The sequence below is a fragment of the Nocardia heshunensis genome (assembly GCF_054782115.1).
Map to the genome: position 1 here is coordinate 37324 of NZ_BAAGTC010000004.1, position 21636 is coordinate 58959.

Sequence of the window (21636 nt, forward strand, 5' to 3'; positions counted from 1 at the left end):
TTACCCCTGCGGACCAGCCGTTCCCCCCTCCGCGCACACTGCTATCGTCGGTGCGCATGGGTACCGATTCGGCGATACGACCACGCCAGCGCGCGCGGCATCTGGGTCCCGAACGCCGGCGCCCGCAGGTCCTCGACACCGCCCTCGAGATCGCCGTCGCCGACGGCATCGCCGCGGTGACCATCGCCGCGGTGGCCGACCGCATGAAAGTCACCCGGCCCGTCGTGTACGCCTGCTTCACCGATCGGGTCGAACTGCTCCAGGCGCTGATTCAGCGCGAGGAGGAGTACCTGGTGGCGGGCATTCTCGATGTGCTGCCGCGCCGCCGCGTCGAAGCCGACGAGGCGGTGTTCGTGGAGGGCTTCCGCGCGTTGCTGCACACGGTGTCGCAGCGACCCGACAGCTGGCGACTGCTGTACGGGAATCCCGATCCGGCCGTGGCGGATTCGTTCGGCAAGGGGCGGCTGCTCGCGGTCGAGCGCTGCACCCGCCGCCTGCGGCCGACGCTGAAGGCGTGGGGTACCGAAGACGCCGAACGCAAGCTGCCCGCGCTGGTCGAACTGTGGGTGTCGGCCGGTGAAGGCGCGGTCCGCACCCTGCTCTCCGACCCCGGCGACTGGACCCCGGACACGTTGGGCGAGTTCGTCGGAGCGGCCGTCTACCGGGCGCTGCGGCACGCGTAGGAAGGCGCTGAGGCACGCCTGAAATCGGGTCCTGCCCGCAATCCGATGGTTACGATGGGCAAAGAGACCATCGGTCAATGCGGGAGGCCGCGATGACGTTCTATCGGCAGGTCGGATCGGTGCCGCCCAAGCGGCACACCCAGCATCGGGATGCGCAGGGTCGGCTCTATTACGAAGAGCTGATGGGAGAAGAGGGCTTCTCCGGCGACTCCTCGCTGCTCTATCACCGGGGATTGCCTCCGGCCATTGTGGATTCGTCGGTGTGGGTGCTGCCCGAGCAGCGGCTGTACCCGAATCATCCACTGCGGCACCGGCATCTGAAGCTGCACGAACTCTTCCTGGGCGACAAACCGGGCGAGAGCGATGTGGTGACCGGGCGGCGGCTGCTGCTCGGCAATGCCGACGTACGCATCTCCTATGTGGCGGCGCTGAAGGAGTCGGCGCTGTACCGCAATGCGGTCGGTGACGAGCTGGCCTATATCGAATCCGGTTCGGGGCGGGTGGAAACCGTATTCGGGTCGCTGCCGGTGCGGCAGGGCCATCAGGTACTGATCCCGCGCGCCACCACCCACCGTTGGATTCCCGACGGGCCGGAACCGTTGCGCGCCTACATTATCGAGGGCTCCGGTCACATCACCCCACCCAAGCGGTATCTCTCGAAATACGGTCAGTTCCTGGAGCATTCGCCCTACTGCGAGCGGGATCTGCACGCGCCGACCGAACTCGCGACGGCCGAGGGCGAGAATGTGGAGGTGCTGGTCAAGCATCGCCCGGCCGGTCAGATCGTGGGCACCAGCCTGGTTTACGCCACCCACCCGTTCGATGTGGTGGGTTGGGACGGCTGCCTGTACCCGTTCACCTTCGATATCGCCGACTTCGAACCCATCACCGGCCGCGTGCATCAGCCGCCGCCCGCGCATCAGGCGTTCGAGGGGCAGAACTTCGTGATCTGCAATTTCGTGCCGCGCAAGGTGGACTATCACCCGCTGTCGATTCCGGTGCCCTACTACCACTCCAATGTGGACTCCGACGAGATCATGTTCTATTGCGGCGGAAACTACGAGGCGCGCAAGGGATCCGGGATCGGGCAGGGGTCGGTGTCGGTGCATCCGGGCGGGTACGCGCACGGGCCGCAGCCGGGCGCCTACGAGCGCAGCATCGGCCTGGAATTCTTCGACGAGCTGGCGGTCATGGTGGACACCTTCCATCCGTTGCAGCTGGGTGAGGGTGCGATGGCGTGTGAGGATCCGGGCTACGCCTGGACCTGGTCGGGTCGCGGCCCGAGCCAATGGGTGTGAACCGGTGGATTCGAGCGACGAGCGGAGCGGTGGGTGACGGGGAAGGTGAATGGGGAGATGAGCAGCCGGGTGCGTATCGAGGTGCCGGAAGGGTCCGGGTTCGGGCCGACGCATCTGCCGTACTGCGTGTTCCGTCCGCTGGGCGAGGAGCCGCGGGTGGGGGTGCGGCTGGGTGATTCGATCATCGATCTGGCGGTGGCGCTGGATGATCCGATGTTCCATCAGCCCAGCCTGAACGCCTTCATGACGCAAGGGCCGCAGTGCTGGCGGGAGGTGCGCGAGCGGGTCACCGCGGCCGCCGACTCGGAATTGCCCGCGGCGGCGGTGCACGAGGTGCGGGCGGTGCGGCTGGATCTGCCGGTCGAGATCGGCGACTACGTCGACTTCTATGCCAGCCTCGATCACGCCACCGCGCTGGGCAGCATGCTGCGGCCGAACGGGGAACCGCTGCTGCCGAATTGGCGGCATCTGCCGGTGGGATACCACGGGCGCGCGGGCACGATCGTGGTGTCGGGTACCGATGTCATCCGGCCGCACGGGCAGCGCCGGACGGATTCCGGCGCACCGGATTTCGGGCCGAGCCGCCGCCTGGACATCGAGGCCGAGCTGGGCTTTCTGGTGGGTGCGGGTTCACCGCTCGGAACACCCATCGGGACCGGCGAATTCGCCGAGCATGTGTTCGGGGTGGCGTTGGTCAACGATTGGTCGGCGCGCGACATCCAAGCGTGGGAGGGGCAACCACTGGGCCCGTTCCTGGGCAAGTCCTTCGCGACCAGCCTGTCGGCGTGGGTGACGCCGCTCGACGCGCTGACCGAGGCGCGGATTCCGCTGCCCGCGCAGCTTCCCGAACCGCTGCCGTATCTGCGGGACAGTGCGGCGTGGGGATTGGATATCGAGCTGCGGGTGGAATGGAACGGCCACCTGGTCTCCACTCCCCCGTTCCGCCGGATGTACTGGTCGCCCGCGCAGATGCTCGCGCACATGACGGTGAATGGGGCCTCCACCCGCACCGGCGACCTCTTCGCCTCCGGCACCATCTCCGGTCCCGAGATCGCAGAGCGCGGATCGCTGATGGAAATGAGCTGGGGCGGCACCGAACCCATCGAGTTGAACGGGGTGCAGCGCACCTTCCTCAACGACGGCGACGAAATAGTCATCACCGCCACCGCCCCGGCGGTCGGTGGTGGCCACCTGGAATTGGGCGAGGTCCGCGGCCGAGTCACGAAAGCCATTTGATAGCAGGACCGCATCGCCATGAGCATCGTCACTGAACCTACCGAGCGGTAGACCAGGAACGCTACCGTTCCGACCGTCTGAAGACCGTCGGAGGTTGCGTCAATGTTGACCAGTTCTGCCCGGTTCGCCATGGCTCGCCCGCGCGCGGTCCTGGTCGCCGCGCTCATGCTCATGCTGATCTGCGGAGGCTTCGGGGCCACCGTCAAGAACCACATGGTCGGCGGCGGCTACCTCACCGATTCGCTGGAGTCGGTGCAGGCCAACGACGTCATCACGAAGAACTTCCCCGGCGGCAATCCGAATCTCATCGTCATGGTGAGCGGCGACGGCGGCGTGAACAGCCCGGATGTGCGCGCGGAGGCCCAGCGCGTCACCGATACCCTCGGCAGCGACCCGAATGTGACCGGCGTGCAGTCCTATTGGACCAGCCTGCAGACCCGCTCCGATCTGGCGACCGCGCTGAAGAGCAAGGACGGCAAGCGCGGGCTCATCATGGCGACGGTCACCGGTACCGACACCGACGTGCAGAACCGGGCCGCCGATCTGTCCGCGGAATTGAACGGTGACCACGATGGCGTGCAGGTGCGCGTCGGCGGCATGGCGGGCAGCTTCGCGGACATCAACCATCAGGTCGAGAAGGATCTGCTGCTGGCCGAGGCCATCGCGGTGCCGGTGTCGGCGCTGCTGCTGGTGCTGGTGTTCGGCAGTGTGATCGCGGCGCTGCTGCCGGTCGGCGTGGGGCTGTTCGCGATTGCCGCGACGCTGGGCATTCTGCGCGGACTGACCACGGTCATGGACGTGTCGATCTTCGCGCTCAATATGACCAGCGCGCTCGGGCTGGCGCTGGCCATCGACTACAGCTTGTTCATCGTCAGCAGGTACCGCGAAGAGCTGGGCAACGGTCTCGACACCCGGGCGGCGATTCTGCGTTCGGTGCAGACGGCGGGTCGCACCGTGGTGTTCTCCGGTTTGACCGTCGCATTGGCGCTGGCCGCACTCGCCGTGTTCCCGCAGCCGTTCTTCAAGTCCTTCGCCTACGCCGGTGTCGCCGTCGTGGTGGCGGCGGTGGGCGCATCGGTGCTCCTGCTGCCCGCGGCGCTGCTGCTGCTCGGTGATCGGGTGAACGCCTGGGATCTGCGGAAACCCGTGCGCCGCCTGTTCGGTCGTGGTGAGCCCGCGCCGAAACCGGTCGAGCAGACCTTCTGGTATCGGCTGGTCACCGGCGTGATGAAGCGCGCCCTGCCGGTCGCGGTGGTCGCGGCGGCGGTGCTGCTGGCGCTCGGATCCCCGTTCCTGCGGGCACATTTCGGGACACCCGACGATCGGGTGATCGGCACGTTCGCGTCCAGCCGTCAGGTCGGTGACGCGCTGCGGCAGGATTTCAATGCCGATATGGCGTCCAGCGCTGTGGTCGTGCTGCCCGGATTCCACGGTGACGCCAAGGAGATCGGCGCGTACGCCAAGCAGCTGTCGGAGGTGCCTGGCGTCGCGGCGGTGCTGTCCGGCGACGGCGTCTACGCGGCCGGTCAGAAGATGGCGGCCGGTGTCCCGCAGATGATCGGGCCGGGCGGGGCCTATCTCTCGGTCGGCACCACGGTCGCTCCCTACTCCCCCGCGGGCAAGGCGCAACTCGCGGCCCTGCGGGCGGTGCCCGCGCCGGGCGAGGTGCTCTTCGGCGGTGCGGCGGCATTGAACGAGGACACCATGGACTCGGTGATCAGCCGAATCCCGTTGGCGGCCGGACTGATCGCGATCATCACGCTGATCCTGCTGTTCCTGTTCACCGGCAGCGTGGTGCTCCCGGTGAAGGCTCTGCTGCTGAATATGCTCTCGCTGACCGCCACCTTCGGCGCGATGATCTGGATCTTCGAGCAGGGTCACCTGTCGAGGCTGCTGGGCTTCACCTCCACCGGCAGCCTCGACCTGTTCATGCCGATCCTCATGTTCTGCCTGGCCTTCGGCATGTCCATGGACTACGAGGTGTTCCTGCTGTCCCGCATTCGCGAGGAGTGGCTGGCCTCGGATCGTGGCAGGGAAGCCAATACCCGGTCGGTGGCGCTCGGGGTGGCCCGCACCGGCCGGATCTTCACCGCCGCAGCGGGTTTGATGGCGGTGGTGCTGCTGGCGGTCGCCACCTCCGAGGTCGCGCCCATGAAGCTGTTCGGCATCGGCCTGGCGCTGGCGGTGGTGTCGGATGCCACCATCATTCGCGGCCTGCTCGCCCCGGCGCTCATGCGGTTGATGTCCACCGGCAATTGGTGGGCCCCGAAACCGCTTGCGGCGCTGCACAAGCGGATCGGGTTGGAGGAGTCAGCGCCGGTAGCCGAGGGCGACCACACCGGCGGCTACCAGCACCAGCGCACCGATGACACCGAGGCCGAGACCCATGCTGTCGGCGAAGGCGACCGGATGGCGGGCGCCGTCCCCCGCGTGTGAGGCCATCAGGGTGCCGATCACAGCGACACCGACGGCTGCACCGAATTCGCGGGCGGCGGAGTTCAATCCGGCGCCCATGCCGGAGCGGTCGGTGGGCAGGTTCGCCATCACACCGTGGGTGAGCACCGGTGCGGCGAAGCCCATCCCGAACGACAGCAGCACGAGGTAGACCGCGTACAGCGGATACGGGGTGCTCGCGTCGGCGGTGGCGACCAGCAGCAGGCCCGCGCCGATGACGGCCAGCCCGCCCGCCGCCGGAATCCGCGGGCCCAGCTTCGCTTCCAGCCGCACCGCGTAGCGGGGCACCAGGATCATGCCGATGGTGAGCGGCACGATGGCCAGGCCCGCGGCCGCCGGGGAGAAGCCCTTCACATATTGCAGGTACTGCGAGTTCACGAAGAACAGCGCGAAGAGCCCGAAAAACGTGGTGGCCGTGCCCAATACGGCCACCGACAGCGCTCGGGAACGGAATACGCGCGGGTCGATGAGCGGATGCGGGCAACGCAGCGAATGCCACATCAGCACCGCGATCAGCACGACGCCCAGCCCGAATCCGGCCAGCACCTCCGCCGAACCCCAGCCGTGTGACGGGCCCTCGATGATGCCGTAGAGCAGCGCGACCGATCCGGCGGTGAGCAGCAGCGCGCCCAGCGGATCCTGATTCGCCTCGCGGCGTGGGGTTTTCGGGGTCACTACGGCGACCACCACGATGAGCAGCAGCCCGGTCGGCACCATCACCCAGAACAGCGACTGCCACGGCAGGAACTCCTGCAGCACCCCGCCGCCGATATTGCCCAGCGCCCCACCGAGACCCAGCGACAGTGTCCAGGTGGCCAGCGCATGCGCCCGCGTCCGGGCGTCCGGGCACAGCTGCACCAGAATCGACATGGTGGCGGGCATGATGAGCGCCGCGCCCGCGCCCGAGACGGCACGCCCGGCAATCAGGACCGCCGGATACGCGGCCAGGGCGCTGGTCAGCGCGCCCGCCGCGAACAGGCCCAGCCCGCTCAGCAGCGCGCCCTTGCGCCCGTACCGATCGCCGAACGCGCCCGCCGGTATGAGCAGCGCGGCGAACACGATCACGTAGGCGTCGACGGCCCACAACAACTCGGCGGGCCGCGGATGCAGGGACGAGGCGGCCAGCAGGGGAATGGACAGATTGATCGCCGCCACCATGGATTGCGCCACCATGATGCAGGCGCACAGGGCGAGCAGCACCGCGCGTGGCGGTCCGGCGACTCTGGCTTCTTTCGTTGACGCCGTGGTGACCGGCATTCCGGACACGACTGTGGACATGGATGTACTCCAAACGGCAATGGGGAATTGGAATTCCGTCAGCATTCGGACGGAACGAATTCCACGCTAAAGTCGCTCGGGCAATTACTCAAATGCATCTTTATCATTGGATACATGCACCGCACGCAATCCAGTGATCTCCGGGGCCTGGACCTGAACCTGCTGGTCGCCCTGGACGCCCTGCTCACCGAACACAGCGTGACCGGTGCGGCCGAACGCCTGCAGCTCTCCGAGCCCGCGGTCAGCCGCGCGCTCGGCCGCATCCGCCGCAGCATCGGCGACCCGATCCTGGTCCGCGCGGGTCGCGTCATGGTGCCGACCCCGCACGCCCTGGCCATCACCCCCGAGGTCCGCGATCTGGTCGAACGCGTCCAGCAACTCTTCTCCTCCGCCCGGACCGCCGACCTCCGCACGGTCACCCGCGACCTGACCGTCCTGGCCCACTACGCCATGGCCGCCGTCTTCGGCCCCGCCCTGGTCGAACGCGCCGCCGCCGAAGCGCCCGGCATCACCCTGCGCTTCCTCAACGAGGGCCACACCGACACCCCCATGCTCCGCGACGGCCAAGCCGACCTGGAAATGGGCATCATCGGCGACCGCGCCCCCGAAATCCACGTCGCCCCGGTCTTCGACGACCGCATGATCGGCGCGGCCCGCACCGGCCATCCCCTGTTGCGCGACAAAAAGATTCACCTCGAGGACTACGTCGCGGCCCGCCACCTCGCCGCCTCGCGCCGCGGCCGCCTCACCGGCCCCATCGACGAAGCCCTCGCCCGCCGGGGCCTCCGCCGCGAAGTCACCGCGTCGGTCGCAGGCATCACCGGTTCCCTCTTCTTCCTCCGCAACAGCGACCTACTCGGCAATATCCCCGCCTGCGCCCGCCCCCTGGCCCACCAGCTGGGCCTCGCCACCTTCGATCTCCCGATCGAAACCCCGCCGCTCCCTTACGCAATGGCCTGGCACCCCCGCAATGATGCCGACCCCGCCCACAGCTGGCTCCGCGACGCCCTCCGCGACATCATGCTGACGGGCGCTCAGGCCGGGTGAACCAGCGGTTTCGTGCGCGGCTGGTTCCACATTTGCAGCAGGCAAGCGGATTCCGCGGTATGGAACCGCAGGCGGTAGTCCCCGTGCCCGCCGGGCAACGGTGGGAGCGGCACCTCACTGCCCGCCAGCTCATGGAGCACCACATGGCCGTAGTCGTACCGGCAGCTCAACTCGGCGATGTGGGGATAAGAGCGGTCCGGCCCCGGGTCGGTCGGCGAGATGACCACCGTGAGAACGAGTTCGCCGTCCGGCATGGGTGTCCAGAACAGCGCGGCGCCCCGGACCGCGGCGATGGTGTCGGCCGACTCGGCGTGCGGCGGGATCGGAAGAATAGTGGCGAGCGGACTGCCACCGTAATCGAGCAGATGGAACTGACTCCCCCGAATCCGCAGCCTGACCTCGCGCCGCTCCGGAACCGCGGTGGCCCGCCGGTCCGGCGCGACGAAGCGCGGAGGCTCGGTGAATCCCTGTGCCACAACGAATTCGGCGTACTCCTCGTCGGTGATCCGGCGAACGAGCGCACCGATGTCCGGGAGGTCTCCCGGTTCGGGGTCCTCGTAGCTGCTCGTGCTCAGAATCGCGTAGACACCCCCGGTGCGCTCGGGCTCATTCCATCGGGTCACCCGGATCAATCCGCACCTCGCGCAGGAAACACGCCGGATATTGACGCGACGACCGACCTCATCGAGCTCGAATTCCGTTGCCGTCCACGATTCTTCGGGGAAATCGTGGTTGTTGCCGCAGGTGCGCCTGATCAGTTCGGCCGCCATGTCCTCGCGGCTGGGGTATTCGGTCATCTCTCACCTCGCGGCAGGGACAGTAGTTCGCGGCCGCGTTCGGGAGTGAACATCTCGGCCAGGACGGGATGGGCGAGCAGGACGACGGGTGCGATGTGGTCGGGGGAGCGTGGGACCCAGTGCCGCATGGCCGTTCGGACGGCCTGCCACAGAGCTTCGGAATCGCTGGGGTGGGCGGCCAGGGCCTGCCGGATCAGGGCGTCGAACCCGGGATCGCCGAAGTCCAGGGCTGGACCCGAATATCGCAGTCGGGCTTGGTATTCGCCGATGGCCAGCTGGATCACCGGCGCCTGTTCGATCATCGCGCCCTGGAGAACCGTGGCCAGGTACGGTCGCGAATCGCGGGCGTGCTGCACGAACAGGTAGGGCAGCAGTTCCTCGGTGAACAGCGGAGTGGTGAGGAATCCCTCGGACACGGCGTCCATTCGCAGCACGCGGCTCAGCGATTGGTTCGTGAGGCTCGACTCCCGCTCGAGGAAGAGCTGCAGCTGCACCCGCAACAGTGTGGCGCGCTCCCGCCCGAACTTCTCGGCCTCTACCAGAAGTGCTGTGGCACTGTTGGTATCGCCGGCGAGCGCGTCGCGCCGAGCCTGTTCAACCTGCACGTCCCACTGGTCGCGGGTGTCCCCCGTGGGCTGCAACATCCGGTGGGTTTCGGCGTAGAGGTCCTCCATCAGGGCCGAGAAGGACGGGTACCGCGTCGGCCCCGACTCGTTCCACGCGCCCAGGTCATAGGCCGCCCACTCCCCGGCGGCATCGACATCGCCCGGGTCGAGGAAGAGCACGCCGAGGTCGACATCCAGGGAGATCAGCAGGCCCCGGGTGAATCGATTCCCGTTCTCCGGTTGTGGATTGGGATCGGAGCTCAGCTCTTCCCAAGACTCCCAATTCGATTCGAGATCCCGCAGCCACCCCAGGTTGGAGGTGTCGCGCATCCGTCTCACGGAGTATCCGGCATTCCGCCACCCATTCGTGGTCAGCAGAAACTCCCGATACGACGGCGGCAGCGTCCGCCCGATTCGTGCCTCGGCGGCGGCGACCTCGGACTCACTCGCGGGCGCGAAACCGAGCCACCGGCCGCGCACCACCTCCGGTTCCACCGTCCCCGGCTCCGAGCCGCGAATCCACTCCTCGCTCCACCTGGACAACCACGGTTTCCACTCCACGTCGACAGCCCTTTCCGCCGGGTACCGCATCGACGGTAATCACGGGCACCGACAGCGGGGTATCGGAAAAGTGTCCTAATCCGGTGTTCGGCGTCGGCCGGAAGCGGCACGACCAGCGTCGACCACGGCTACGAAGTGCTCGAGATCGGCGGTGAGGGTTTCGACGGAATCGGGGGCGCCGCCGTCGTCGTGGTGGTGGAGCCAGTCGGCGACGAGTTCGAACATGCCGCCGATGGTGGCGAGGGCCAAGGGGAACAAGGTCCGGTCGGTGTCCGGGTTGCCTTGCAGCCATTGGTGTTTCAGGAATTCGGCGGACCAGCGGCGGTTGGTGCGGCGCTGGGCTTCGACGGCCGGGGAGATGCCGCCCGCTTCGCCGAAGGTGACCTTGGCGAGGCGGGGGTCGTCGGCGATGGCGTGGACGAAGGCGGCGACGATCGCGGCGCGGCGGGTGGGCCAGTCGGCGGCTGCGGTTTCGACGGCGGTCTGGGCCACGCGTTGCTGGATGCCGGTGCTGATCTGGACCAGCAGGGCGGTGTAGCAGGCCTCCTTGCTGTCGAAGTGATCGTAGAAGCCCTTGGTGCCGACGTAGGCGTGCTGACAGATCTGCTCGATCGAGGTCAGCGAATAACTCTGGCGGGCAAAGAGATCGGTGGCGGCGGTGAGCAGTTGACGGCGGCGCTGGGCGCTGCGTTCGTCGGCGTCGAGGCCGCGGATCCGGCGCCGTGCCACCGGTGTCCGGTCGCTGGGTACGGCGGTCCGCTCGGTCGGCGCGGCAGATTTGCTGCGGGACATGCCTAGACGATAGCCAAGCTCGTTTCAGAAAGACATCTTGTTGGTAGGTGGATGCCGTGTTGTAATCGCTGTCACGTCGAGGAAGGGAACAGAGACGTGGCAATCAAAGGGGATCGCCGAAAGCGGGGAAGACGGCTGCTCGCCGTCGCGCTCGCGACGGCATTGACGGCCGCTTCGGCCGTACTGTTGGGGGGCGTCACCGCGGGATCGGCTGCCGCGCAACCGGAACCGCTGAATGTGGATCCGTTCTATCAAGCGCCCGACGGGTTCGAGGCCAGTGATCCGGGCACCATTCTGCGGACCCGCGAAGTGCAGTTGGCAGTGCTCACCGTGTTGCCCGTGCACGTGCGGTCCTGGCAGTTGCTCTACCGCACCACCGATCTGTTCGGGCAGCCGACGGTCGCGGCCACCACGGTGGCAATTCCGGAGGGGGCCAATACTTCTCACGGCAGGCCACTGGTTTCGCATCAGTTCTTCTACGACAGCACCTCACCGAATTGCGCACCCTCGTTCGTGCTGCAGCAGGGCGGTGGGCTGCCCGCGCTCGAGGGCATTCACTCCACGGTCGAATACCTGGAGCTGGCGGCATCCATCAGCCAGGGCTACGCCATCAACGTTCCCGACTACGAGGGGATGAACGGGCATCTCGCAGTCGCCAAGGAACCCGGGTACATGATTCTCGACAGCGTGCGCGCCGCCGAGGCCTTCCAGCCACTGGGCTTGGATGGCGCGAATACACCTGTCGCACTGTGGGGTTACTCCGGTGGCGGCATGGGCAGCGGGTGGGCGGCGGAGATGCAGCCGAGTTACGCGCCGGAGCTGAACGTCAAGGCCATCGCCATGGGCGCGCCGGTGTCTGATGTCGAATCCCTGTTGCACGTCAACGGTTCCATGTTCGCCAGCCTGATCGGTGTCGGTATCGCGTCACTGCGCAACGCGTACCCGAAGTTCGCGGAGACCACCGACAAGTACCTGACGCCAGAGGGGCGGGCGATCATGGACCGCACCGCGAATCAGTGTCTGGTGCGCAATGTGCTGAACCTGATGTTCACCGATTACCAGCGCATGATGACCATTCCGATCGCAGATTTCCTGGCGCTGCCGGAAATCAAGGAGGTCTTCGATTCGACTGTGCTGGGCAGCAATCCGCCGACCGCACCGACCATGGTTTATCAGGGCGTCTACGACGAGGCGGTGCCCTGGTACACGAATGACCGCATGGTCCAACAGTGGTGTGACGGTGGAACTTCCGTCTACTACAAGCGCGATCACCTCAGCGAGCACCTGACATTGACCACGCTCGGTATGGCCGATGCCTTCAACTGGATCAAGTCGCGATTGGCTCCCGGCGCGGTCGATCCGGTGGGCTGCCGCACCGACAATGTGATCAGCATGTACGCCAATGTGGACGCACTGGCCACCCAGACCGAGATCGCCTTGAACGCGGCCTTCGGCGCACTCGGCTGGCCCATCGGACCGCAAGAGCGCTGATCAGACCGGATCGTATATTCCACGGTCCCGGATCGTCAGCGGTCCGGGACCGGGTATGGTCGGCTCGGAAGAAGTACGTATTGCCAACGGGGGCTCGCACCAGCGGGCTGAGAGGACGGCTAGGGCCGTCGACCGTATGAACCTGACCGGGTAATGCCGGCGTAGGGAGGATTCAAATGTCATCCAGCCGTGTCTCCAGCAGTTCTGCGCCTGTCGACACCGTGACCACCGGCCCCATCCAGGGCAGCGTCAAGCACTACGAGCAGGTCGAGGCCGATGGCACGACACTGAACGTGCCGGTGCGACGCATCAACCTCACCAATGGCGAGCACTTCGACGTGTACGACACCTCGGGTCCGTACACCGACGACACCGCCACCATCGACCTCGAGGGCGGGCTCCCCAAGCTCCGCGACGCCTGGGACAAGCCGCAGGTCGACGGCCCGCCGACGCAGCTCAACTGGGCGCGTCAGGGCGTGATCACCGCCGAGATGCACTACATCGCGAAGCGCGAAGGCGTTGCGCCGGAACTGGTTCGCGACGAGGTCGCCGCCGGTCGCGCGGTGATTCCGGCCAATCACAAGCACCCCGAGTCCGAGCCGATGATCATCGGCAAGAAGTTCGCCGTGAAGATCAACGCGAACATCGGCAACTCGGCCGTGAGCTCCTCCATTGCCGAGGAGGTCGAGAAGATGGTGTGGGCCACCCGCTGGGGCGCCGACACCATCATGGATCTCTCCACCGGCAAGAACATTCACGAGACCCGCGAGTGGATCCTGCGCAACTCCCCCGTCCCGGTGGGCACCGTGCCGATCTACCAGGCACTCGAGAAGGTGAACGGTGATCCCACCAAGCTGACGTGGGAGATGTACCGCGACACCGTGATCGAGCAGGCCGAGCAGGGCGTCGACTACATGACCGTGCACGCGGGCGTGCTGCTGCGCTACGTGCCGCTGGCCGCCAAGCGCGTCACCGGCATCGTGTCGCGCGGTGGGTCGATCATGGCCGCGTGGTGTCTCGCGCATCACCAGGAATCGTTCCTGTACACCAACTTCGCCGAGCTGTGCGAGATTCTCGCGAAGTACGACATCACCTTCTCCCTCGGTGACGGCCTGCGTCCCGGCTCCATCGCGGACGCCAATGACGAGGCCCAGTTCGCCGAGCTGCGCACCCTGGGCGAGCTCACCAAGATCGCGAAATCCTATGGCGTGCAGGTGATGATCGAGGGCCCCGGCCACGTGCCGATGCACAAGATCGTGGAGAACGTGCGGCTGGAGGAGGAGCTCTGCGAGGAGGCTCCGTTCTACACCCTCGGCCCGCTGGCCACCGATATCGCGCCCGCCTACGACCACATCACCTCGGCGATCGGCGCGGCCATCATCGCCCAGGCCGGTACCGCGATGCTGTGCTACGTGACGCCCAAGGAGCACCTGGGCCTGCCCAACCGCGACGACGTGAAGGTCGGCGTGATCACCTACAAGATCGCCGCCCACTCCGCCGACCTGGCCAAGCAGCACCCGCGCGCCCAGGACCGCGACAACGAACTGTCCAAGGCGCGCTTCGAGTTCCGCTGGACCGACCAGTTCAACCTCGCGCTGGACCCCGACACCGCGCGCGAGTACCACGACGAGACCATGCCCGCGGAGCCCGCCAAGACCGCCCACTTCTGCTCCATGTGCGGTCCGAAGTTCTGCTCCATGCGCATCTCGCAGGACGTGCGTGACTACGCCGAGAAGCACGGCCTCACCGACGTGTCCGCCATCGAGGCGGGCATGGCCGAGAAGTCCGTCGAATTCGCCGACGCGGGCAACAAGGTGTACCTGCCCGTCGTCTAGCAGTACCGAATCCTCTTCGGGGCGGATGGCTTTCGAGTCACCCGCCCCGAAGTCGTTTCAGGCCCGGCTGGAAATCTGCTGCACCGACCAGCTGTTTCCATCCGGATCGTCGAAGAAGATGAACCCACTGTTGTCCAGCGGATCCGCGTCCGGGTTAGTCGGTCCGGGCAGCACCTGGATATCGCTGACGTCGACGCCGCGCCCGACCAATTCGGCATGCGCCCGCCGCAGATCCGGGACAACCAGCTGCAGTCCCTTGAGATAGCCGGGCTCCATCTTCGGCACCGCCCCCTCCCCGATCACAATGGAGCACCCGGACCCGGGCGGGGTGAGCTGACAGATCCGCATCCCCTCGGCGGGGCGCACATCATGGTCGACGTGGAAGCCGAGCTTGTTGCTGTAGAAATCCTTGGCGCGGTCGACGTCGGAGACGGGCACGATGACCACTTCGAGTGTCCAGTTCATGACAAATCCTTCCGATTAGGGCGTTCCTCTGGAAGTCGGAGCCGAGACACGGGATTCATCATTGTTCAGACCGCGGGAATCAGCATCGTTCCGGAGCGCTGTCCGGCCAAGCGGTCGTCCTGCCTTCCAGGCCATGTCGATGATCCGACCACGGAAGGCATCTGATCTGTCGGATAAGTCATCCGACTCCAGGTAGGATCGCCGGATGGCTAAGACGAAGCTATCGATCACGATCGACGATGCGGTTGCCGCCGACGCGGACGCCGCCGCCGAGGCCGCCGGTCTCAACCGTTCCGAGTACATGGAGCGCGCGGTGCGGGAAGCGAACCTGCGGGCAGCGCTGCAGCATTACAAGGTCGTGACCGTCCCTGCGTTCGGGATCGACGAATACGCGCAACGTATCTATGACCTCAACCGGAAAGTGGGCCTGTGATCCGCCCTGGCGCGATTTGTCCCCGCCGAGACACCGATTCCGAGATCTACGTGGCCATTTTGTCCAGTGCCACGCATATCGAAGCCGAGACCGGCCGAGTATTCGTTTGCCCCTTTATCCCCGGCGAATTACCCGAGGGCGTAATGGCTTTCGATGTCACCGTGCCCACACCAACCGGCCTGCTGTTGCCCGAACTGACGCAGTGGCTGCCAGTCTCGGCCCTCGACGAGCCGATCGGCAACACGGGTCCACAGGCGCTGACCCGCGCTACATCGCTGGTCGCCTCACTCCTAGGCTGGCCGTAAGCCTCGACTGTGCCTGAGCCACGGTGAGCCCGAGTTCGGCCGCTACCTCGAGATCGATGTTGTTGAAACCGGTTGAGCGCTGGGCGATCATGCGGGTGCCGCCCGCGGCGAGCGTGCGTAGGACGTCGGCGTCGAGTTGGGCGTTGACGCTCGTGCTGACGATTTCGTAGCCCGCTGCCAGCGGGGCCGTGTTCCGGTTCAGGAATTCCTCGAGCATCCGGATGCCGTGGCGGCCGTCGAGGGCCGCACGCAGCATGGGCTTCTCATCGGCTTGCACGCCGTAGGCGAGGATCTCCATGCGGCCACGCTATCGCCGCGGATCAACCGATTCGGGGAGGCGTCGCCGGGTCACTGGCCGCGGCGCTGCCAGCGATGGGCGAATTCGCCGGGCTCCGGCGGTGGGCCCGGGAGGTCGCCGGGGGCGGCCAGGCCGTCGATGAGCAGGGCCAGGACGCGCCGGCGGAGTTGGGCGGTGCGGTCGGGATCGGGGAGGGCGATGGCGGCGCAGGATTCGAGGATCAGGCCGAGGTCGGCGACGGTGACGCCGGGACGCAGGCGGCCGGATTCCCGGGCGCGGCGCAGGAGTTCGTCATTGAGTTCGGCCGAGCGCCGGACGTCGGGGACGATCGATTCGTCGGGGGTGAAGGTGCCTGCCAGGTGGGTGGTCAGGGAGTGCACATCGGCGTCGACCACGCGCCGCAGGAAGTCGACCAGCGCGCCCCAGTCGTCGGAATTCTCCAGTGCCGCTTCGGCTTCGGTGTTGTAGCGGCGTAGTCCGTCGTAGCAGAGGGTGCGCAGCAGCTCCTCCTTGCTCGGGTAGCGGCGGTACAGCGCGCTGATGCCTACTCCCGCGCGCTCCGCGACCGCCGAGATCGGGGCCTTCGGTTCGGCGAGGAAGACGTCGCGGGCGGCGGCCAGGATGAGTTCGTCATTGCGGGCGGCCTGCGCCTTGCGGCCGGGCAGGGCGCGTTGAGCTGCGGGTTCGACTGTCTTCGCCATGAATCCGAGAATACCACTTGAACGGAATGATCCGTTCCGCTATGGTTCAAACAGAACGAAACATTCCGTTCCACTGAGGAGAGAATGATGAACGCCCAGACCGCCACCTCTGCCATCCGCCCCTTCCGCATCGACGTCCCCCAGGCCCAGCTGGATGATCTGAACGAGCGGCTGCGCAAGGCGCTGTTTCCCAATGAGCTGCCGGGCGTGGGCGACTCCTACGGCGTCACCGTCGACCGGGTGCGCGGACTCACGCAGTACTGGCTGGCGGAATTCGATTGGCGGGCACTGGAATCCGAGCTCAACGCCTACCCGCAGTTCACCACCGAGATCGACGGCGAGGAAATCCACTTCCTGCACATCCGCTCGCCCCGGGCCGATGCCGTCCCGGCCGTGCTGATCCACGGCTGGCCCGGATCGATCCTCGAGTACCTGGATGTCATCGAGCCGCTGACCAACCCCGACGACGCCGCGGCACCGGCTTTCCACCTGGTCATCCCCTCGCTGCCGGGCTTCGGCTTCTCCGGCCCGACCCGCAGCACCGGCTGGGGCACCCGCCGGACCGCCCGCGCCTTCGTCGACCTCATGGTCCGGCTCGGCTACCAGCGCTTCGCGGCGATCGGCAATGACGCGGGCTCGATGGTCGCACCCGAGATGGCCCGCATCGCCCCCGATCGGCTGCTGGGAATGCATGTGACACAGCTGTTCTCGTTCCCCTCCGGCGATCCGGCCGAGATGGCGGAGCTGTCCGCGGAGGACATGGCGGCGCTGGGGCATCTGCAGTGGTTCATGGACAACAAGTTCAGCTTCAACACCCTGCACAGCCAGCAGCCGCAGACCCTGGCCTTCGCCATCTCGGATTCGCCGATCGGCCTGCTGGGCTGGAACTCCCAACTCATGGGCGAGAGCCTGGACGCGCGGTTCGTCATCGGCAATGTGGCGATCTACTGGCTGACCGGCACCGCCGCGTCGTCGATCCGGTTCTACTGGGAGGACGCGCACGACACCGAGCGCACGCCGGGCCCGACCACCGTGCCGACCGGGCTGGCCATGTTCAAGGGCGACTTCCAGTCCATGCGCCGCTTCGCCGACCGCGATCACAAGAACATCGTGAGCTGGCATGCCTACGACGCGAATTCGTCCCGCTCCACCAGCTCGAACGATGCGGCCGGGCACTACGCCGCGCACGAGGCCACCGACGTCCTGGTCGCCGACATTCGGGAGTTCTTCGCCCGCCTGAGCTGATCTCGCATGTTCGCGAGACGCGCGGCGATGTTTCCGGCCGGCTCCCGTTGGTGTACTGGAATCACCTTCCCGACAACGAATTTCACGAGGTGAGAGCCATGAAGGTAGCCATTTTCGGAGCCACCGGGACCGTCGGTCGCCACGTCGTCGCACGGGCCCTGGCGGCCGGCCATCAGGTCACCGCACTGACCCGCGACCCCGCGCACATCAGCACGCCGCACGAGCGGCTGCGGGTCGAGGTCGGCGATGTCCTGGACCCGGCCGCCGTGGAGCGCACGGTGATCGGCCAGGACGCGGTCATCGTCACGCTGGGCGCGGGCCGCAAGGGCGTGGTCCGCGCCGAGGGCACCCGCCGCATCATCGAGGCCATGGACCGGACCGGCGTCAAACGCCTGATCTGCCAGTCCTCCCTGGGCGTCGGCGACAGCCGCGGCAATCTCAACTTCGTCTGGAAGTACGTCATGTTCGGCATGCTGCTGCGCCAGGCGTACGCCGATCACGTGGTGCAGGAGCAGTATGTGGTGGCCAGCGACCTGGATTGGACCATCGTGCGGCCCAGCGCCTTCACCGACGGTCCCGCCACCGGGAATTTCCGCCGCGGCTTCGCCGGCTCGGAAACCGGCCTGACGCTGAAGATCTCGCGCGCCGATATCGCGAACTTCCTGGTAGAGCAGCTTTCCGATGACACCTACCTGCGTCGCACACCCGGGATCTCGCACTGATCCGCGATCCCTACACGGCCCCGGCCGACATGTCAGCTCGACATCAGGCCGGTATCAGCCGGACTCGCGAAAGTACTCACATCACAGCGATCCCGGCCCCCCAGGGCCGGGACACGAAACAAGGAGTACCGCGATGAACGACACCACCCGCAGCAACGACACCACCTGGACCGGCATGGTGCAGGTCGAGGACACCGCGCTCGCCGTCACCGACACCGGCGGCAACGGCACCCCGGTCCTGTACCTCAACGGTTCCTACGCCACCCGCAAGAACTGGAAGAAGGTCATCGCCGACCTCGGTCCCGGCTTCCGCCACATCACCTTCGACGAGCGCGCCCGCGGCAAGTCGCAGACCTCCGCCGACTACTCCTTCGAAGCCTGCGTCCGCGACATCGACGCCGTCCTCGCCGCCCGCGGCGTGCAGCGCGCCATCCTGGTCGGCTGGTCCTACGGCGCCCTGGTCGCCGTGCACTGGGCCGACCGCAACCCCGAGCGCGTCATCGGTGTGGTCTCCGCCGACGGCGCGATGCCCTTCGGCCTCACCAGCCAGGAAGACCTGGACCGCATCCGGGCGATGTTCCAGAAGATGGGCCCGATGATGCCGATCCTGCGGCCGCTGCACCTGGCCGCGCGGATGAGCGCGGAGCAGCACGCCGAGGTCAATATCGAACTCAATCTGCTCTGCGCCGCACTCGCCCCGGTGCTGGAACGGCTCACCGTCCCGGTCCGCTACGTGGTCGCCAATGGCGCCAACCTCGGTGCGACAGAGGCGGAAATGGCGGCGGTGCGGGACTCGCTGACCCCGTGCCTGTCGGTCAACCCGAACCTGACCATCAACGCCCAGGTCGGCAGCAACCACTCCAAGATCCTGTCCAAGGACTTCCACGCGGTCGCGGAGGCCGTCCGTGCCACCGTCGGCTAGAAGCCGAAAATCTCAGCCAGCTCGATGGATTCATCGTCCCAGCGACGTTCGATGGCCGCCCGCTCCAGGGCGGGCAGGGCCGGATCCCAGCCGGACCTGCGCCAGAAGGCTTCTCGGTGCTCATCGCTGAGGGGGTACGGCGTGCTCATGCGCGATCCCTGAATTGTGGTGGGCGTCACAGTAATTCTAACGAGCGAGGGAGATCGATGGGGACGGACCGGAAAGCCCGGACACGACAGCGCACCGATGCACGACAGAGCGCCCGCACTCGAGTGAGTGCGGGCGCTCTGCGTGCGGCGGTGGCAAGCCCGCCGGTTATCCGGTCTTCGGTGCGGTCAGGTCGTAGAGGGTGATGCCGTCCACTTCCTGGGAGTCGAAGTGCGCCTTGACCCAGGCGGTGATCTGCGAGCTCTGACCGTTGGTGTTGCCACCGCGCTCGCCACCACCCATCTGACTGCCCGCGATGAAGTAATGGATCCGGCCCACCTGCACGTACTCCTGGAACTGGGCCAGCGTCGGGGACGGGTCGCTGCCGTTGAATCCGCCGACCGGCATGACCGGCAGCTGGGTCGCCAGCTGGAATCCGGCCGCCGAGTTGGAGCTGACGGTCGCCGCCACCCAGGTGTAGTCCGAGCCGTCGGCCTGCAGCAGCGCGGTGACCCGGTCGCTGGGCTTGCTCGCCATCATCATGTTGCCGGCCGCGCCGCCGCCGAATCCGCCGGGGCCGCTGTCGTTTCCGGCAGTCCCGCCGGGACCGCCGTTGCCACGCTGAGCACCGGGTCCACCGTCGGTGTTGCGGCCGTTCGGCATGCCGTGGCCGCCACGCGGGCCGCCGTGACCGCCCCAGCCGCCCATCATCATCGGACCCGCCGAGGGCATCGGACCCGAGTGGGCCGTGGCGATGCCGTCGATCGCATACGCGGTGGGTGCGGCCAGGCCGACCAGTACCGCGGCCGCCGCGACGGCCAGTCCGGCCTTGCGGGGCAGGCGGATCAGCAACAGCAGGGTGGCGATGATGCCACCCACCAGCACGACCCAGCGCAGCCAGGGCACGAAGGACGTGCTGCGGGACAGCACGATCCACGCGGTCGCGGCGGTCGCGCCCAGCATGAGGGCGGCGCTGAGCCGAACCCACAGCAGGTCGCGATGCTGCCAGGCGAGGGCCGCGCCGATGCCGACCAGCGCCGCCACCGCGGGGGCCAGCGCCACCGTGTAGTACGGGTGGAAGATGCCCTTCATGAAGCTGAACACCAGCCCGGTGCCCAGCAGCCAGCCGCCGAACAGGATCAGCGTCGCGCGCTGCGAATCGGTGCGAGTCACCTTGCCGCGCAGGACGAGTCCCACCACCAGCGCGATCAGCGCGGCCGGGATCAGCCAGGCGATCTGACCGGCCTGGGCGGGCTCGAACAGTCTGCCGATGCCGGGCGTGCCCCACATGCCGCCACCGCCGGTCGGCATGTCACCGCCGCCGAAGCCGCCGACACTGCCGGTCTCGTCACCGTTGAGGCGACCCAGACCGTTGTAGCCGAGGGTCAGTTCGATGATCGAATTGTGCTGCGAGCCACCGAAATACGGGCGGTCCGAGGCGGGCCACAGTTCGGCCACCAGCACCCACCAGCCCGCGCCCGCCACCATGCCGACGGCCGCGCCGATCAGCTGCGCGATGCGCTTGCCGAGCTTGGGTGGACCGGCGATCAGGTAGGTCAGCGCCAGGGCGGGCACCACCAGCAGCACCTGCAACTGCTTGGCCAGGAAGCCGAGTCCGATGAAGGCACCGGTCAGCAGCAGCCAGCGGGTGCGGCCGTCGGCCACCGCGCGGCTCATGGCCCAGGCCGCCGCGAGCATGAGGAAGACCAGCATGGCGTCCGGATTGTTGAACCGGAACATCACGGCCGCAATGGGAGTCACGGCCAGCACCAGGCCCGCGAGCAGTCCGGCGCTCGCGCCGAAATTGCGGCGCACGACCGCCCACAGCAGCGCCACCGACGCCACCCCGAGCAGCGCCTGCGGCAGCAGCATGCTCCAGCTGTGCAGGCCGAAGATGCGGACGGAGAGCTCCATGGGCCACAACGAGAGTGGCGTCTTGTCCACGGTGATCGAGTTGGCGGCATCCGAGGAGCCGAAGAAGAAGGCCTTCCACGACACCGAACCCGCTTGCACGGCAGCGGCATAGAAGGAGTTGGCCCAGCCGTTGGCGGAGAGATTCCACAGGTAGGCGATGCCGGTGCCGAGCAGCAGGGCCGCCAGGGCCAGGTATTCGCGGCGATCGGCGCGCGGCGCGGGCGGGGCGTCCGGGGGCGGGGCGATCGGCCGTTCGGTCAGTGTCGCGGTCATCGTTCGCCTCCTCGGTCGTCTCGTGGCGCGGGTGTGCCGTGCTCGGGTGTATCAGCGTCCGTCATCCAGCACGGCAGGTCGCCGTGGTCGCAGCGACCGGGAAAATCGACGTGCAGCAGCCGGAATCCGTCATC

Annotated in this window: 20 protein-coding genes, 1 pseudogene and 1 riboswitch; of the genes and pseudogenes, 12 read left to right on the forward strand and 9 right to left on the reverse strand. The window is 67.2% G+C overall.

Annotation, left to right across the window (positions count from 1 at the left end; translation table 11 throughout):
* Window positions 1–56 precede the first annotated feature (56 nt).
* The 4 genes from ACYVN4_RS12835 to ACYVN4_RS12850 all read left to right on the forward strand — a co-directional run bounded on the left by ACYVN4_RS12835 (window position 57) and on the right by ACYVN4_RS12850 (window position 5653).
* Window positions 57–683 carry a TetR/AcrR family transcriptional regulator gene (locus tag ACYVN4_RS12835; protein WP_460720653.1) on the forward strand — a complete coding sequence of 209 codons (627 nt, stop codon included), beginning with the start codon at window positions 57–59 and terminating at the stop codon, window positions 681–683.
* A gap of 92 nt (window positions 684–775) precedes the next feature.
* Window positions 776–1981: a homogentisate 1,2-dioxygenase gene (locus ACYVN4_RS12840; RefSeq protein WP_460720655.1), complete on the forward strand. Its 1206-nt coding sequence runs from the start codon at window positions 776–778 to the stop codon at window positions 1979–1981.
* A gap of 57 nt (window positions 1982–2038) precedes the next feature.
* Window positions 2039–3217: a fumarylacetoacetase gene (gene fahA, locus ACYVN4_RS12845; protein WP_460720657.1), complete on the forward strand. Its 1179-nt coding sequence runs from the start codon at window positions 2039–2041 to the stop codon at window positions 3215–3217.
* 102 nt (window positions 3218–3319) lie between these two features.
* Window positions 3320–5653 carry an MMPL family transporter gene (locus ACYVN4_RS12850; RefSeq protein ID WP_460720658.1) on the forward strand — a complete coding sequence of 778 codons (2334 nt, stop codon included), beginning with the start codon at window positions 3320–3322 and terminating at the stop codon, window positions 5651–5653.
* Window positions 5654–5692: 39 nt separating this feature from the next.
* Here the strand turns inward: ACYVN4_RS12850 and ACYVN4_RS12855 are convergent.
* Window positions 5693–6994 (reverse strand): annotated as a pseudogene (locus ACYVN4_RS12855) (MFS transporter); the annotation flags it as partial.
* A 69-nt stretch (window positions 6995–7063) separates the two neighbouring features.
* Between ACYVN4_RS12855 and ACYVN4_RS12860 the strand changes: the two are divergent.
* The gene (locus ACYVN4_RS12860) at window positions 7064–7996 is read left to right on the forward strand and encodes a LysR family transcriptional regulator (protein ID WP_460720660.1); all 933 of its coding nucleotides are present in this window, start codon (window positions 7064–7066) and stop codon (window positions 7994–7996) included.
* Here the strand turns inward: ACYVN4_RS12860 and ACYVN4_RS12865 are convergent.
* The 3 genes from ACYVN4_RS12865 to ACYVN4_RS12875 form a co-directional block, all read right to left on the reverse strand.
* Window positions 7984–8793 (reverse strand): hypothetical protein, encoded by an 810-nt coding sequence (locus ACYVN4_RS12865; protein WP_460720662.1) that lies wholly within the window; start codon window positions 8791–8793, stop codon window positions 7984–7986. The two genes, ACYVN4_RS12860 and ACYVN4_RS12865, sit on opposite strands and share 13 nt — an antisense overlap.
* The gene (locus tag ACYVN4_RS12870; RefSeq protein ID WP_460720664.1) at window positions 8790–9959 is read right to left on the reverse strand and encodes an SMI1/KNR4 family protein; all 1170 of its coding nucleotides are present in this window, start codon (window positions 9957–9959) and stop codon (window positions 8790–8792) included. The genes ACYVN4_RS12865 and ACYVN4_RS12870 overlap by 4 nt, the downstream gene beginning before the upstream one ends.
* Before the next feature lie 75 nt (window positions 9960–10034).
* Window positions 10035–10751 (reverse strand): TetR/AcrR family transcriptional regulator, encoded by a 717-nt coding sequence (locus tag ACYVN4_RS12875; protein WP_460720666.1) that lies wholly within the window; start codon window positions 10749–10751, stop codon window positions 10035–10037.
* A gap of 96 nt (window positions 10752–10847) precedes the next feature.
* Between ACYVN4_RS12875 and ACYVN4_RS12880 the strand changes: the two genes are divergently transcribed.
* Window positions 10848–12242, forward strand: a complete 1395-nt coding sequence (locus ACYVN4_RS12880) for a lipase family protein (RefSeq protein WP_460720668.1) — start codon at window positions 10848–10850, stop codon at window positions 12240–12242.
* 76 nt (window positions 12243–12318) lie between these two features.
* Window positions 12319–12427, forward strand: a riboswitch (TPP riboswitch).
* Window positions 12419–14077: a phosphomethylpyrimidine synthase ThiC gene (gene thiC, locus ACYVN4_RS12885; RefSeq protein WP_460720670.1), complete on the forward strand. Its 1659-nt coding sequence runs from the start codon at window positions 12419–12421 to the stop codon at window positions 14075–14077. It overlaps the preceding riboswitch by 9 nt.
* A gap of 57 nt (window positions 14078–14134) precedes the next feature.
* Here thiC and ACYVN4_RS12890 read toward each other — a convergent pair whose 3' ends face one another.
* Window positions 14135–14542, reverse strand: coding sequence for a VOC family protein (locus tag ACYVN4_RS12890; protein ID WP_460720672.1), 408 nt, complete (start codon window positions 14540–14542; stop codon window positions 14135–14137).
* Window positions 14543–14747: 205 nt separating this feature from the next.
* Here ACYVN4_RS12890 and ACYVN4_RS12895 point away from each other — a divergent pair, with 205 nt between their 5' ends.
* Both ACYVN4_RS12895 and ACYVN4_RS12900 read left to right on the forward strand, forming a co-directional pair.
* Window positions 14748–14975: a ribbon-helix-helix protein, CopG family gene (locus tag ACYVN4_RS12895; protein WP_460720674.1), complete on the forward strand. Its 228-nt coding sequence runs from the start codon at window positions 14748–14750 to the stop codon at window positions 14973–14975.
* The gene (locus ACYVN4_RS12900; RefSeq protein WP_460720676.1) at window positions 14972–15280 is read left to right on the forward strand and encodes a toxin; all 309 of its coding nucleotides are present in this window, start codon (window positions 14972–14974) and stop codon (window positions 15278–15280) included. Before ACYVN4_RS12895 ends, ACYVN4_RS12900 begins: the two co-directional genes overlap by 4 nt.
* On the opposite strand, the gene ACYVN4_RS12905 is transcribed toward ACYVN4_RS12900, so the two are convergent.
* Window positions 15243–15578, reverse strand: coding sequence for a hypothetical protein (locus ACYVN4_RS12905; protein WP_460720678.1), 336 nt, complete (start codon window positions 15576–15578; stop codon window positions 15243–15245). The two genes, ACYVN4_RS12900 and ACYVN4_RS12905, sit on opposite strands and share 38 nt — an antisense overlap.
* Window positions 15579–15628: 50 nt before the next feature.
* On the reverse strand, window positions 15629–16279 hold the full coding sequence (locus ACYVN4_RS12910; protein WP_460720680.1) for a TetR/AcrR family transcriptional regulator: 651 nt from the start codon (window positions 16277–16279) through the stop codon (window positions 15629–15631).
* Between the two features lie 87 nt (window positions 16280–16366).
* On the opposite strand from ACYVN4_RS12910, the gene ACYVN4_RS12915 reads away from it, so the two are divergent.
* The 3 genes from ACYVN4_RS12915 to ACYVN4_RS12925 all read left to right on the forward strand — a co-directional run bounded on the left by ACYVN4_RS12915 (window position 16367) and on the right by ACYVN4_RS12925 (window position 19168).
* Window positions 16367–17524 (forward strand): epoxide hydrolase family protein, encoded by a 1158-nt coding sequence (locus tag ACYVN4_RS12915; RefSeq protein ID WP_460720682.1) that lies wholly within the window; start codon window positions 16367–16369, stop codon window positions 17522–17524.
* Window positions 17525–17622: 98 nt separating this feature from the next.
* A complete protein-coding gene (locus ACYVN4_RS12920; protein WP_460720684.1) occupies window positions 17623–18246 on the forward strand; it encodes an NAD(P)-dependent oxidoreductase in 624 nt (207 codons plus the stop codon).
* Window positions 18247–18379: 133 nt separating this feature from the next.
* Complete coding sequence (locus ACYVN4_RS12925; protein WP_460720686.1) at window positions 18380–19168, forward strand: alpha/beta fold hydrolase; 789 nt, start codon at window positions 18380–18382, stop codon at window positions 19166–19168.
* Here the strand turns inward: ACYVN4_RS12925 and ACYVN4_RS12930 are convergent.
* The gene (locus tag ACYVN4_RS12930; protein WP_460720688.1) at window positions 19165–19317 is read right to left on the reverse strand and encodes a hypothetical protein; all 153 of its coding nucleotides are present in this window, start codon (window positions 19315–19317) and stop codon (window positions 19165–19167) included. The two genes, ACYVN4_RS12925 and ACYVN4_RS12930, sit on opposite strands and share 4 nt — an antisense overlap.
* Window positions 19318–19483: 166 nt before the next feature.
* The gene (locus tag ACYVN4_RS12935; RefSeq protein ID WP_460720690.1) at window positions 19484–21502 is read right to left on the reverse strand and encodes an ArnT family glycosyltransferase; all 2019 of its coding nucleotides are present in this window, start codon (window positions 21500–21502) and stop codon (window positions 19484–19486) included.
* Between the last annotated feature and the right edge of the window lie 134 nt (window positions 21503–21636).

Bases quoted from the DNA above. Each gene is read 5' to 3' on its own strand.
- ACYVN4_RS12835 (WP_460720653.1), top strand. From the start codon at position 57: ATGGGTACCGATTCGGCGATACGACCACGCCAGCGCGCGCGGCATCTG.
- ACYVN4_RS12840 (WP_460720655.1), top strand. From the start codon at position 776: ATGACGTTCTATCGGCAGGTCGGATCGGTGCCGCCCAAGCGGCACACC.
- fahA (WP_460720657.1), top strand. From the start codon at position 2,039: ATGAGCAGCCGGGTGCGTATCGAGGTGCCGGAAGGGTCCGGGTTCGGG.
- ACYVN4_RS12850 (WP_460720658.1), top strand. From the start codon at position 3,320: ATGTTGACCAGTTCTGCCCGGTTCGCCATGGCTCGCCCGCGCGCGGTC.
- ACYVN4_RS12860 (WP_460720660.1), top strand. From the start codon at position 7,064: ATGCACCGCACGCAATCCAGTGATCTCCGGGGCCTGGACCTGAACCTG.
- ACYVN4_RS12865 (WP_460720662.1), bottom strand. From the start codon at position 8,793: ATGACCGAATACCCCAGCCGCGAGGACATGGCGGCCGAACTGATCAGG.
- ACYVN4_RS12875 (WP_460720666.1), bottom strand. From the start codon at position 10,751: ATGTCCCGCAGCAAATCTGCCGCGCCGACCGAGCGGACCGCCGTACCC.
- thiC (WP_460720670.1), top strand. From the start codon at position 12,419: ATGTCATCCAGCCGTGTCTCCAGCAGTTCTGCGCCTGTCGACACCGTG.
- ACYVN4_RS12890 (WP_460720672.1), bottom strand. From the start codon at position 14,542: ATGAACTGGACACTCGAAGTGGTCATCGTGCCCGTCTCCGACGTCGAC.
- ACYVN4_RS12895 (WP_460720674.1), top strand. From the start codon at position 14,748: ATGGCTAAGACGAAGCTATCGATCACGATCGACGATGCGGTTGCCGCC.
- ACYVN4_RS12905 (WP_460720678.1), bottom strand. From the start codon at position 15,578: ATGGAGATCCTCGCCTACGGCGTGCAAGCCGATGAGAAGCCCATGCTG.
- ACYVN4_RS12910 (WP_460720680.1), bottom strand. From the start codon at position 16,279: ATGGCGAAGACAGTCGAACCCGCAGCTCAACGCGCCCTGCCCGGCCGC.
- ACYVN4_RS12915 (WP_460720682.1), top strand. From the start codon at position 16,367: ATGAACGCCCAGACCGCCACCTCTGCCATCCGCCCCTTCCGCATCGAC.
- ACYVN4_RS12920 (WP_460720684.1), top strand. From the start codon at position 17,623: ATGAAGGTAGCCATTTTCGGAGCCACCGGGACCGTCGGTCGCCACGTC.
- ACYVN4_RS12925 (WP_460720686.1), top strand. From the start codon at position 18,380: ATGAACGACACCACCCGCAGCAACGACACCACCTGGACCGGCATGGTG.
- ACYVN4_RS12930 (WP_460720688.1), bottom strand. From the start codon at position 19,317: ATGAGCACGCCGTACCCCCTCAGCGATGAGCACCGAGAAGCCTTCTGG.
- ACYVN4_RS12935 (WP_460720690.1), bottom strand. From the start codon at position 21,502: ATGACCGCGACACTGACCGAACGGCCGATCGCCCCGCCCCCGGACGCC.